General features: G+C 65.4%; 9 protein-coding genes. 2 read left to right on the top strand and 7 right to left on the bottom strand.

What is annotated here, in order from left to right; all coding sequences use genetic code 11:
- Nucleotides 1–120: 120 nt before the first annotated feature.
- The 4 genes from XalbCFBP2523_RS13660 to aroE all read right to left on the bottom strand — a co-directional run bounded on the left by XalbCFBP2523_RS13660 (nucleotide 121) and on the right by aroE (nucleotide 5619).
- Nucleotides 121–678 (bottom strand): ankyrin repeat domain-containing protein, encoded by a 558-nt coding sequence (locus XalbCFBP2523_RS13660; protein WP_012917460.1) that lies wholly within the window; start codon nucleotides 676–678, stop codon nucleotides 121–123.
- 73 nt (nucleotides 679–751) lie between these two features.
- Nucleotides 752–2275 (bottom strand): catalase KatB, encoded by a 1524-nt coding sequence (gene katB / locus XalbCFBP2523_RS13655; RefSeq protein WP_012917461.1) that lies wholly within the window; start codon nucleotides 2273–2275, stop codon nucleotides 752–754.
- A 343-nt stretch (nucleotides 2276–2618) separates the two neighbouring features.
- A complete protein-coding gene (dinG, locus tag XalbCFBP2523_RS13650; RefSeq protein ID WP_045766437.1) occupies nucleotides 2619–4748 on the bottom strand; it encodes an ATP-dependent DNA helicase DinG in 2130 nt (709 codons plus the stop codon).
- A gap of 22 nt (nucleotides 4749–4770) precedes the next feature.
- Entirely contained in the window at nucleotides 4771–5619 is an 849-nt protein-coding gene (aroE, locus tag XalbCFBP2523_RS13645; RefSeq protein ID WP_045766438.1) for a shikimate dehydrogenase, read from the bottom strand.
- 52 nt (nucleotides 5620–5671) lie between these two features.
- On the opposite strand from aroE, the gene XalbCFBP2523_RS13640 reads away from it, so the two are divergent.
- Nucleotides 5672–6571: a TolB family protein gene (locus XalbCFBP2523_RS13640; RefSeq protein ID WP_045766439.1), complete on the top strand. Its 900-nt coding sequence runs from the start codon at nucleotides 5672–5674 to the stop codon at nucleotides 6569–6571.
- A gap of 153 nt (nucleotides 6572–6724) precedes the next feature.
- Here XalbCFBP2523_RS13640 and XalbCFBP2523_RS13635 read toward each other — a convergent pair whose 3' ends face one another.
- Nucleotides 6725–9229: a PepSY domain-containing protein gene (locus XalbCFBP2523_RS13635; RefSeq protein WP_045766844.1), complete on the bottom strand. Its 2505-nt coding sequence runs from the start codon at nucleotides 9227–9229 to the stop codon at nucleotides 6725–6727.
- Nucleotides 9230–9431: 202 nt separating this feature from the next.
- Between XalbCFBP2523_RS13635 and XalbCFBP2523_RS13630 the strand changes: the two genes are divergently transcribed.
- A complete protein-coding gene (locus XalbCFBP2523_RS13630) occupies nucleotides 9432–10187 on the top strand; it encodes a DNA/RNA non-specific endonuclease (protein ID WP_045766440.1) in 756 nt (251 codons plus the stop codon).
- 127 nt (nucleotides 10188–10314) lie between these two features.
- Here the strand turns inward: XalbCFBP2523_RS13630 and hemB are convergent, their stop codons facing one another.
- Complete coding sequence (hemB, locus tag XalbCFBP2523_RS13625; protein WP_012917467.1) at nucleotides 10315–11307, bottom strand: porphobilinogen synthase; 993 nt, start codon at nucleotides 11305–11307, stop codon at nucleotides 10315–10317.
- Between the two features lie 198 nt (nucleotides 11308–11505).
- Nucleotides 11506–11754 (bottom strand): hypothetical protein, encoded by a 249-nt coding sequence (locus XalbCFBP2523_RS13620; RefSeq protein WP_012917468.1) that lies wholly within the window; start codon nucleotides 11752–11754, stop codon nucleotides 11506–11508.
- Nucleotides 11755–11927: the final 173 nt, after the last annotated feature.

Here is an 11927-nt window from a genome sequence, read left to right as displayed (position 1 = left end):
GCCACGTCGGTATTTTCGCCGATCCGAGGGGCCCGATGCCATGCCGCCCTTGCCCATCGCGGCATGGGCTGCGCCCGCCGATGCGCCAGCCGACGGCGCACCAGCCCAATCGCGGTTCGCTCAACGCGCAGGTAACGGCGCGAATTGGCCGTGCCGCAGTTTGGCCACGTCGTTGCCCTGCGCGTCCTTGGCCTGCAGGTCGGCGCCCTTGGCAGCGAGTTCCTTCAGCACCTCGGTGCGCTGGAACAATGCTGCGTACATCGCCGCGGTCTGTCCTGCGTTGTTGCGCTGGTCCGGTGCGCAGTCGGCTTGCATCAGGCGCTTGGCAATCGCCAGTTCGCCTTTGAAGATCGCGCCCATCAGCGCGGTGTTACCGCGCTTGTCCTGTGCGCACGGGTCGGCGCCAGCGCGCAGCAACTGTTCCACCGCTGCCTGATGGCCGTGGTAGGCGGCCAGAATCAGCGCGGTATACCCCTTGTCGTCGCGAGTATCGAGATCGTAGTGGGCACGGATGAATTCGGCCAGCATGTCCTGCCGGCCTTCGCGTGCGGCGTCGAAGAAATAATCGCGCAGTTGCGCCTGGATCCTCGCCGGATCCGGCGGCACAAGCGCAGGAGGTGCGGCGGTGGCGGTCGCCACAGTGACCAGGCTGACCAAGAGAACAGCAAAACGGCGCATATTCGGTCTCCGTCTCGGTGAAAATGCGCAACGCGTGCGGCGGGGAAGTGCCGCCGCGCTGCGCGGTGAACGCTCAGTCCTGCAACTGCGCGGCCAACTGTTTGACCCGCGCCAGATCGCCCTTGGCGACACGCGTCACCCCTGTGCCATAGTCCGGGTCGGCCTTGTACAGGAACGACAGCATGATGTGCTTACTGGCATCGTCGGTTCCAGACAGCGATTCGCCGAAGCTCTGGATCAGATCCTGTTGCTCTTTCTTGCTATAGCTGCGGAACAGGTCGCCGGCCTGTTTGAAGTTCTGCTCGCGGGCGATCTTGGCCTGTTGGGTCGTACCGGAAAGCGGCAGTTGGCTATAACGGGCATTGGGATCTTGCGGACGCGGAGCGAGCCGGCTCGGTTCGTAGTTCACCGCGCCGACGGTGCTGCCGGCGTTCATCGCACCGTCCTGATTGCCGTTGTTCACCGGCACCCGCGGCCGGTTCACCGGCAGGCTCAGACCATTGGTGCCAACCCGGTACAACTGGGTATCGGCATAGGAGAACAGTCGTCCTTGCAGCAGCCGATCTTCGGAAGGCTCGATGCCGGGCACCAGATTGGCCGGCGCCATCGCGACCTGCTCGGTTTCCTGGAAGAAATTCTCCACGTTCTTGTTCAAGACCAACTGGCCGATCTTGCGCTCGGGTATACCGGGCCAGATCTTGGTCGCATCCAACGGATCGAAATCGAAGCTGGCCAGGTCTTCCGGCTTGAGCACCTGGATGTACAGATCCCACTTTGGATAATCGCCACGCGCGATCGCCCCGACCAGATCATTGGTCAAATGGCTGTAGGCCTTGCCCTGCATCGCAACGACCTGCTTGGGATCGAGATTGCGAATGCCCTGCAACGACTTCCAATGAAACTTGACGTAATGCACCTGACCTTGCGCGTTGACCAGTTTGTAGGCGTGGACGCTGTTGCCATCCATGAAGCGATAACCGGCCGGCGTGCCTTCGTTGGAGTACAGCAGGGTCAGCGTGCGCGTGGCCTCGGGCACGTGCGAGAAGAAATCGAAGCGACGCGCGTCATCGTCCAGATTGGTGCGCGGATCCGGCTTGAATGCATGCACCATGTCGGGAAACTTGATCGCATCGCGGATGAAGAAGGTCGGAAAATTGTTGCCGACCAGGTCCCAGTTCCCCTCGCGGGTGTAGAACTTGGTCGCGAAACCGTGCGGGTCGCGCATGGTTTCCGGCGAATGGTTCCCGTGCACGACCGAGGAGAAGCGGACGAACACCGGCGTGATCTCGCCCGGCACGAATACCTTGGCCTTGCTCAGGTCGGAGATATCGGCTGTGGCGGTGAAAATGCCACGCGCCCCAGTGCCGCGCGCATGCACCACGCGTTCCGGGATACGCTCGCGGTCGAAGCGCTGCAACTTTTGAATCAATTGCACATCTTGTAGCAGGGTCGGGCCATTGGGACCGGCGGTCTGCGAGTTCTGGTTGTCGCCCACCGGTGCGCCGTTGTCGCGGGTGAGCGTGGACTGCGCGGCTCCCGTCGAAACGATCAGGAACTGCGACAGCAAGACGATTATCAGCAAGGGAACAGTGCGCATGGCATCGGCTCGCGTTTGGGGAATTGCAGCATCGCAACGCCTTCGCATGCAGAGAATTCGTTCGTTGCAATCGCTGCCATCGACACGTTCAATCCATGCACTACAACGTGATGGCGATCGCCCTTGAAACGCATAATTCGCCATGAATTACAGCAAGTAGCACGCTATGACGATCGCCACGACGATGCGCATTGACATCAAAATGTAGACGCCACAACGCCATCTACCGTGCTCAAACAACTCGAACAACGGCACGCGCAGACCGGCAACGCGTTCGGCTGCAACACGATGGTGAAGCGAGGTGTCGCTACATTCCTGCCGGCGATGTCTATCGCGGCGTTATCTAGCCGATCACCCGCTTGAACGGCGGCAACGCATCGATGATGCGTTTGCCGTAGCGCTTGGTCAGCAGGCGCGAATCGAGAATGATGACGCGACCATGGTCGCTGGAGGTGCGGATCAGGCGGCCGGCGAACTGCGTCAAGGTGCGCAGTGCATGCGGCACCGCGATCAGGTTGAAAGCGTTGAGACCACGGCTTTCGAACCATTCACCGAGCGTGGCGGTCTGTGGATCGGTCGGCACCGCGAACGGCACCTGGGTGATGACCACGGTGGTGCACGCCTCGCCGGGCAGGTCCAGGCCTTCGCCGAAGGAATGCAGCCCGAACAGCACCGACCCTTCGCCGGCGCCGATGCGGCGCAGGTGCTCGCCAATCATCTGCGACTTGGAACCCTCGCCCTGCACCAGCACCCGGTTGCGCTGCGCGATGGGCAGCAGATCGGCGACCTTGAGCATCTTCCAGCGCGAGGTGAACAGCACGATCGATCCCTTGCCCCAGTCCAGTTCACGGACCAGGTAGCGCGCCACTTCGCGCGGATGGCCATCGCGATCGTCCGGCGCCACGGGAAACGCCGGCACGATCAGTTCGGCCTGATTGGGCAGGTCGAACGGCGAGGACAGCGACACCATTTCGGCGTGGTCGGGCAGGCCGTTGTCGATCGCCAAGGACTGAAAATCGCCGCCGCCGGTGAGCGTGGCCGAGGTCAGCACCGCCGCATCCACTTCGCTCCACAACAGCGAGCGCAACACCTGCGCAGCCGAAACCGGTGAGCAATGACAGATCACGTCGGCATCGCGCGAGGCGGTGATCCAGCGCGCCATCGGCGGCTGGCCTTCCTGATCCTCGCGGCGCCAGCCCAGCCATAACCCGTACTGCTGCTCGACCATCTCCAGGGCCATGCCGAGATTCCGCTGCAGGCGTTCCTTGGCCGCGTCCTCCTGCTTGGACTTGACCACCATTTGGTGCGCGGCCTGCACCCAGTTCAGCAACGCGGCGGTGTCCTGCGCCTGCGCGTCGATCAGTGGCATCCACTCCTGCGGCAGGCGTCCGTTGGGCGCACGCCACATCGGCGCGTCGTGGTCCGGCTCGGGTACCCACACGCGTTCGACCTCGGCACGGAACGCCTTCAGCCCCTTGACCACTTGCGCAGCCAACTCGATCGCCTCGTTGGGCAACTGCTGGCCGATGGTGTCCTTGTCGGTCAGTCGATACGCCGCAGCGATCAACGTCTGCAAGCGCCCGGTGCGTTGCGCCATCTCGTCCAACGGTAGGCTGGCGGCGCCCTGATCGATGGCGACACTGCCGATATGATGGCCTTCGTCCAGCACCAACAACATGTCCGACGGCGGCGCGATCAACGGCTGGCCGTTGTCGCTGTCGCCCAGCGCCAGCGCCGACAACAGCAATGCATGGTTGGTCACCACGATCTGCGCGTCGCGCACCTCGCTGCGCGCCTTCAGCACCGGGCACTGCGCCGCGAACGAACAGCGGCGCCCAGCGCAACCGGCGGCGTTGGTGGTGATGCGCACACGCAGCGACGGCGCAATCGGCTCCGGCGCGGCATCCAGATCGCCGTTCCAGGTTTTTTCGGCATAGGCCTTGGCCAGCGCGCGTGCCTGCTCGGCCTCGGCTGGACTAGGCGGGCGGTCGTACAGCGGCGCCTCGTCCTCGAACATGCTGTCTTGCGCCGCTTCGCCGTGCAGTTCGGCCACATTGCGCGGACACAGGTAGCGGGTGCGCCCCTTGGCCAAGGCCACCGTGGCCTCCAGCCCGGTGGCCTTGAGGAACGCCGGAATGTCGCGTTCCACCAACTGCGCCTGCAGCGCCACCGTGCCGGTGCTGATCACCAGTTTCTTCTTGCTCGCCAGCGCGATCGGCACACCGGCGGTCAAGTAGCCCAGACTCTTACCGACGCCGGTGGGCGCCTCGGCCACCCCCACACCGCCAGACGTGCCCAGCGCGCGCGATACCACGCCGATCATCTGACTCTGCGCACGGCGCACGCGGAATCCTGGCGTATTGGCCTGCAACTTGGCGTAGGCATCGCGGATCGCCAGCTTGACCGGCTCGGTGAGCTGACGCGGGGATGACACGGGCGCGCGCGGTGCCGACGGCGTAGGAGTTTCGGTCATCGCCGTCGCAACAGCGAAACGCTCAATTGGCGCTGACCAGCACAGCTTCGCGTTCGCGCAACGCGGCATACACCGGATCGGTCTCCGGACGCACACCATGCCAGCCCGCGAAACTCTCGGCCGCCTGTTCGACCAACATGCCCAGGCCATCCACGGTATCGCGACAGTGCGCCGCGCGCGCCCAGGCCAGAAACGGAATCGCGACTTCGCCGTAATTCAGGTCCACCGCCAACGTCATACTGTTGACCAACGACAACGGCAGGGCGAATCCCACCGTCGGATCGCGACCGATGGTGGTGGCATTGAGGATCAGTTCGAAATCGCCCAGGTCACGTAGGTCGTCCCAATAACGCGAGATCGCGCGGGCCGGTTCGCCCAGCGCATCGATCAGGACGTCGGCGCGTTCCGGCGAGCGGTTGACCACCACCAATCGCTGCACGCCGGCTTCCAGCAACGCCGGCGCCACGCCGCGCGCGGCACCGCCAGCGCCCAGCAACAGGGCACGACGGCCGCGAAGGTCCAGGCCCTGGCGCCCGGTCAGGTCGCGTACCAGACCGGCGCCATCGGTGTTATCGCCGTGCCACTGCCCATCGCGGTAACTGAGCGTATTGACCGCGCCGGCACGTTGCGCACGTTCGCTGTGAACCGCGCTAACGGCGAACGCGGCCTCCTTCAACGGCACGGTCACGTTGGCGCCGACCCCACCCTCGGCGACGAACGCGGCCAGCGCCGACGCGAACCCCTCCAGGGAAGCGTCGAGCGCGTCGTACTGCATGGCGATGCCGGTCTGCTTGGCAAACGCGGCGTGGATACGTGGCGACAGCGAGTGGGCGACAGGGTGACCGAACACGGCAAAACGGGAGTTGGGCATGGAACGCTCGTTGGTTGTTTTAGACTGGAGGCGACATTTCACGGAATTCCAGATGCGGACCCATGCTTTGCCAATCGCGCTGGCGGCGAGTTTACTCTGCGCACCGTCGGCGTTCGCGCTTTCCGAATTCGGCATGGAAGGCATGGGCGTGGTTTCCACCGCCGACGACGAGACCCGCGCCAGCGTGGCGGCCGATGGCCAGCACATCGTCTGGGCCAGCCCCGACCGTGACGGAGGCCCAGGCGGCGGCGATCTCTGGCAGGCCGTATTGCGCGACGGCCGCTGGCGTGACCCACAGCCGCTGCCGCCGCCCGTGAATTCGGCCAGCGCCGAGACCGATCCGTTTTTCAGCGCCGATGGGCGATGGCTATATTTCGCCTCCGACCGTCCCGGTGGAAACGGCGGCAGCGATCTGTATCGCGCCCCTGTGCTGGCCGACGGCCGCTACGGCCCCCCGCAAAACCTGGGGCCGGGGGTGAATTCGCGCGGCGACGAACGCGCACCGACGCTCTCGCTGGACGGGACACGGCTCTTGTTCGCCAGCACAGGTCACGGCGGCGCCGGCGGCCTGGATCTGTTCGTCGCACGCCTGGACGGCCAGACGTTCGCGCACCCGCAAGCGCTGGTCGGGGTCAACAGCGCCGACGACGAGACCGATGCGGCCTGGCTGGGCGATGGCCGCGCGCTGCTGTTCGCCCGCGCACGCGACGGCCAGGGCAGCCAGGTGCTGCTCGCGCAATGCGCCGACGGACACTATGCGTCACCGCAGCCACTGACGCTGTCGTTCAACAACGCCGATGGCCATACCGCTGGCGCCGTGCTGGATGCCTCCAAGCCAGGCGAACTGCTGCTGACCGGCAGCGCGCGTGCGCCGAAGGCCGGCAAACGCGACGTGTACCGGATGAAAACCCCGCGCGCCAGCGGCAGCGGCGACTGCATGGAAACCCGTTGACCGGCGATCGCGTCGTGGTGGATCGCTAAACGCATCACTCCTGTCCATACCATCCGCACGCGACGCGGCGATGGCCGGCTTGCCATCCCTCACATGGCGAACGTGGCTGCATGCACAACGGCTGGCCAGACCAACAGCAACACGCCAGCCCGCTCAGTACACGTCGCGCCGATAGCGCCCGGCCGTGCTCAGCGCGTCGAGGGTGTCCTCGCCCAGGATCTCGTGCAAGGCCGCCTCCACGCCATGCGCCATGCCATCCAGACTGCCGCAGACATGCACGGTGGCGCCGCGCGCGATCCAGTCGCGCACTGTTTCGGCCGCGTCACGCAAGCGATCCTGCACATACTGCTTGCCCGCTTGGTCGCGCGAAAACACCAACTCCAGGCGTTGCAGATGACCACTGGCCTGCCATGCCTGCAGTTCATCGGCGAACAGCGCATCGTGGGCCGCATTGCGTTCGCCGAACAGCAACCAATGTCCGTGCACCCCTGCCTGTTCTGCCTCGCGCAGCAAGCTGCGCAAGCCGGCAATACCGGTGCCGTTGCCGATCAACAGCATCGGCACGGCGCCCTGGCGGCGAAACCCAGGATTGGCGCGTACCCGCGCCCGCAGGACCGCATTCGCTGGCGCATGCACACACAGCCAGCCCGACCCCAGGCCGATGCGACCGTCATCGCGCAGGCGCAGCCGCACCACTAGGTGCAGCGCGCCATCGGCCAGGGTCGAGGCAATCGAATACTCGCGCAACGGCAAAGGCGGCAGTGTCTCGAACCAATCCTGCAATGCCTGCGTCGGCGCCATCGGCGGCGACAGCACCCGATCGGCCAGCGCCTGCCACAGCGGTCGCCACACGCCCTCGGCCTGCACCGGCGCATCCGCATCCAGCGCCTGCGCGGCAAGCCAGGTACGCACCGCGTCCTCGGCATGGCAAGGCTGCACTTCCAGAATGTCGCCGGCCTGCCAGTGCGCCGACGCTGGCGGCGCCAGCGCGATCCACCACAGCGGTTCCCCGGCACTGCCAGGATTGAGCAAACGCCGCTCAAGCAGACGCCAGTCCAGCGACTCGGGCACCTGCAACACCGGCATCGCCATCGCCACACCGGTGAGATCGGACACCTGCCGCTGCCACTGCGCCAGTGCCTGCGGGTCGGCACGATCCACCTCCACGGTCGGGAACAGTGCCCGTGCGCCCTGTACGTCCAGCCACCGCTCCAGTTGCCGTGCGAAGCCGCAGAACTGCGGGTAATGACGATCGCCCAGAGCCAATATCGCGTAGTCCAACTCAGGCAGCGCCTGAGCCTGACGCAACACGCGCTTGGCGAAGCCGCGCGCCGTATCCGGCGACTCACCGTCGCCGAAGGTGCTGACCACGAACAACGCGCGCTGCCGGTTGCGCAACTGCGCCGCATCCAGCTGCGCCAGCGCACGCACCTGCACCCCCAGGCCAGCAACTTGCAGGTGGCGCGCCGCCTCCCAGGCCAAGCGTTCGGCGAAACCGCTCTGGCTGGCGAAACCCACCAGCCAGTCACCGGAGCCAGTGGTCGAGGGCACTGCCAGATCGCCGCGTACGCTGCGCAACTCCTGCTGTTTACGACGCCTGTCCAAGTACAGCATCCAGCCAGTGACGCAGAACAGCGTCATGCACAGGCTCGACAGCAGCATCGCCACTCGGCCCGGTAGACCGAAGAAACTGCCGGTATGCAGCGCAAACATGCTGGTCAGCAGTTGTCGCCCCAGCGGTTGCCGGCGGTAGTGCTGGCGGCGCTCGATACGGCCAGTGGACGGATCGATCTCCACGCTGTCATAGGCCCGGCTGTGCGGCGGATCCGGTGGCAGGTAACGCGCGATCACCGGCTGGTCGCGACGGCTGGGCAGACGCATGTCCAGATAGGCGCGATGGGCGGCCGGCAGCGTGTCCAGCGCGGCCTGCAACCGCACATAGTCGACCAAGAGCGGCGAACCGCCATCACCGCCCTCCTTGGGTACCGGATCGCCCCCCAGCATCGCCACCAGCCCCTGCCGGTACCAATCGTAGGACCAGTACAACCCGGTCGCCGCAGTCATCAGGTACATCGCCAGACACCAGGTGCCGGCCACCGAGTGCAGACTCCACAGGAAATTGCGTCCCTGCCGCGTCCACTCCACCACCCACCATGCGCGCCAGTTCCACCAGCGCCGCGGCCAGCGCAGGTATAGGCCGGATAGGCAAAAAAAGAACAACGCGATAACGCAGGCCCCGGTGACGGCCTTGCCGCGCTCGCCAGCGGCCAGCCGACGATGCAGGTTCTCCACGAACGCGAAGAAGCCGCTCAGACGCGGCGCCGCCACGATCGCGCCGGTGTAGGGATCGAAGTACAGCCGTCCGCCCGCGCGCCCAGGCAGGCGCAGGTTCGACGGGCGCGTGCCGGTGGGATCGACCAGCAATCGGTTGGTCCGGTGCGCGCCGCCCAGATCCAGCCGCCGTGCCAGTTCCGCCAACGGCAGCGGCTGTTCGCCGGCCGCATACCGCGCCGCCGTGGCGGCCAGCGGCGGATTGACCAGACGCACAATCTCGTCCTCGAAAGCGAGCGTCGCCCCGCTCAGCCCCATCACCGACAACACCAGTCCGGCACTGATACCGAGCAACCAATGCAACTGGAATAACAGCCTCTTGATCACGGCGCAGAGCGGAACGGAGAACGATCGCATATTGTAGATGAGAATGCTTATCGAATTCGAAAACTCGCTTGCACATTGCGTCTACCGTTAAGCGTGATAAATACCTTGATTTGCATTCCGACCACATCGAACTGTCGCTAAAACGCCACCCATCCTAGTCATTTTGCTCACCTCACTTCTGAGCCGAAAAAGGAGGTTGCGCATGTCCGTTTTCCTGCGCAGTTGTGTTGCGCTGATGGCGCTGTCCGCGGCGCATGCGGCGAACGCCACAACCGGTTGTCCCGCGCTCTATGCCGACGGCCAGGCACCGAACCTGGACGCGTCGATCAGCGCACGCACTACCGAGGTGTGCTACACCGAATACGTCTTGCTCGCCTCAGGCGTGACCAAGGGCCCGCTGTATTCGGCCGAGCACCTGACCGACCAACAGGTCGCCGGCTCCGAGACGATCAATCGGGTCGGCAGCTTCCACGACGAAACCGCAATCCCGGTCGCGGATCGCTCCAAGAGTTCGGACTACACCAATTCCGGCTACGACCGCGGCCACATGACCCCGGCTGGCGATGCCTCCACCATCAACGCGGAGAAGGAAACGTTCTCGATGGCCAACGTGGTGCCGCAGAACCACATGCTCAACGTCGGCGAATGGGCGCGGATCGAAGAGCAAGTACGACAACTGGCCACGCAGCGCGGCGAAATCTACGTGGTGACCGGGCCGGCGTTCGTCAGCGGCACCCGCCGCGACATCGGCGTCGACAACGTCGAGGTGCCGGACGAGGTGTGGAAAGCGGTGTACGTGCCAGGCATGGGCGCGGCCGCCTACCTGTGCGTCAACGACAGCAGCATCCATTGCGATGTGGTATCGATCAACGACTTGATCGCTATAACCAAGCTGGATCCGTTCCCGTCGCTCAGCGCGAGCATGAAGGCCAATCCGATCGCACTGACTCTGCCGTGACCACTGGGGTTGCAGCGTCGGCAGAACCCAGGGCGGTCATCCATACCAGCGCCCTGGAACGTCAGTCGCACGCTACGCCGGGGCCGGGGTGTGGCGATCAATCCACGGCCACACCCTCACGCAAACCTCAGCGGGTCTCGCGCAGCCAGCGCGCCACCTGCGGCGCAAAGTAGGTCAACACGCCGTCGGCGCCGGCGCGTTTGAACGCCATCAGCGATTCCAACACGCAGGCGCGCTCGTCCAGCCAACCGTTGCCGGCCGCCGCCTTGAGCATCGCGTACTCGCCACTGACCTGGTAGGCGAAAGTCGGCACCCGGAAGGTGTCCTTCACTCGCCGCACCACATCCAGGTATGGCATGCCCGGTTTGACCATCACCATGTCCGCGCCCTCCTCCAGGTCCAGCGCGATCTCGCGCAGCGCCTCGTCGCCGTTGGCCGGGTCCATCTGGTAGGTGGTCTTGTCGGCCTTGCCGAGGTTGCCGGCGCTGCCGACCGCCTCGCGGAACGGGCCGTAGAAGGCCGAGGCATACTTGGCCGAATAGGCCATGATGCGCACGTGCAGATGCGCATCGGCATCCAACGCGCGACGGATCGCACCGATGCGTCCGTCCATCATGTCCGAGGGCGAAACGATGTCCGCGCCGGCCTGCGCATGCGACAACGCCTGTTGGACCAGCGCCTCGACGGTGACGTCGTTGAGCACGTAGCCGCGCGCGTCGATGATGCCGTCCTGGCCGTGGGTGGTGTACGGATCCAGCGCCACGTCGGTCATCACCCCCAATTCCGGGAAGCGCGTCTTCAGCGCCCGCACCGCCCGCTGTGCCAGGCCGTCGGGGTTCCAGGCCTCGGCCGCATCCAGGCGCTTGCTGGCCGGGTCGATCACCGGGAACAGATCGATCACCGGGATACCCAGCTCCAGCGCCACCTCGGCTTCCTGCAGCAGCGCGTCGATCGACAGCCGCTCCACCCCGGGCATGGCGGCGATCGGCGCGCGACCGGGCAGTTCGTGCACGAACACCGGCCAGATCAGGTCGTCGACGGTCAAGGTGTGTTCGCGCATCAGGCGACGGGAAAACGCATCGCGGCGCATGCGCCGAGGCCGATAGTGGGGATGCGCCACGGGCAGATTCCTTGAGAACGGATACGGAGCATGGCGGAAGCGGCCCATTACTACCAGACACGCTCGCCAGCATCGGCGTGCTGCAAGTCGGCCCGCGCCGGCCCGCCATCGACTGCGGCATGTTACTCCTGCCGACGGCGCACGCAGCACGCGGATGCATCGCGACAGGGCATGCCGCGCGCGCAGACGCACAACGGCTCAGATCACCCCGCCCCCCAAGCTCAGGCGGATCACGCCGACCACCATCGCCAGCGCGTTAAGTAACAGGCCGGTCTTGGCGCGGCCGCGGTTCGGCGCCTGGGTGAAGAGCAGGCCGATCGCCGCGATGATCGCCCCGACCGCGGCGAACGGAATCACGAACCAGTTGCCCCAGCCCAGCAAGGGCACGAAAGCCAGAATCATCCACAACAACGCCACGATGCCCCACAACAGACTGATCAGGCCCATGCCCGGCTCCGCAAAAAAGCTGACCACGACCATAGCACCTGCGGGAAACGGGTCAACACCACAGCTGGCAAGGCATGCACGGCACACGCATCACGATGACGCGACGACGGGTTCGGCGCGATTCACCCGGCCCGCCTATGATCGCGTGGTGATCCGCCCACGGAGCTAATGCC

The sequence above is a fragment of the Xanthomonas albilineans genome, assembly GCF_002939705.1.
GTDB classification, from domain to species: Bacteria; Pseudomonadota; Gammaproteobacteria; order Xanthomonadales; family Xanthomonadaceae; genus Xanthomonas_A; species Xanthomonas_A albilineans.
The sequence above is the reverse complement of the archived record's forward strand: the minus strand, read 5'-3'. Positions and strand labels throughout refer to the sequence as shown.

Excerpts from the sequence above, each read along its gene's own strand:
- dinG (WP_045766437.1), bottom strand. The coding sequence starts at position 4,748 with ATGACCGAAACTCCTACGCCGTCGGCACCGCGCGCGCCCGTGTCATCC.
- katB (WP_012917461.1), bottom strand. The coding sequence starts at position 2,275 with ATGCGCACTGTTCCCTTGCTGATAATCGTCTTGCTGTCGCAGTTCCTG.
- XalbCFBP2523_RS13640 (WP_045766439.1), top strand. The coding sequence starts at position 5,672 with ATGCGGACCCATGCTTTGCCAATCGCGCTGGCGGCGAGTTTACTCTGC.
- XalbCFBP2523_RS13630 (WP_045766440.1), top strand. The coding sequence starts at position 9,432 with ATGTCCGTTTTCCTGCGCAGTTGTGTTGCGCTGATGGCGCTGTCCGCG.
- aroE (WP_045766438.1), bottom strand. The coding sequence starts at position 5,619 with ATGCCCAACTCCCGTTTTGCCGTGTTCGGTCACCCTGTCGCCCACTCG.
- XalbCFBP2523_RS13660 (WP_012917460.1), bottom strand. The coding sequence starts at position 678 with ATGCGCCGTTTTGCTGTTCTCTTGGTCAGCCTGGTCACTGTGGCGACC.
- XalbCFBP2523_RS13620 (WP_012917468.1), bottom strand. The coding sequence starts at position 11,754 with ATGGGCCTGATCAGTCTGTTGTGGGGCATCGTGGCGTTGTTGTGGATG.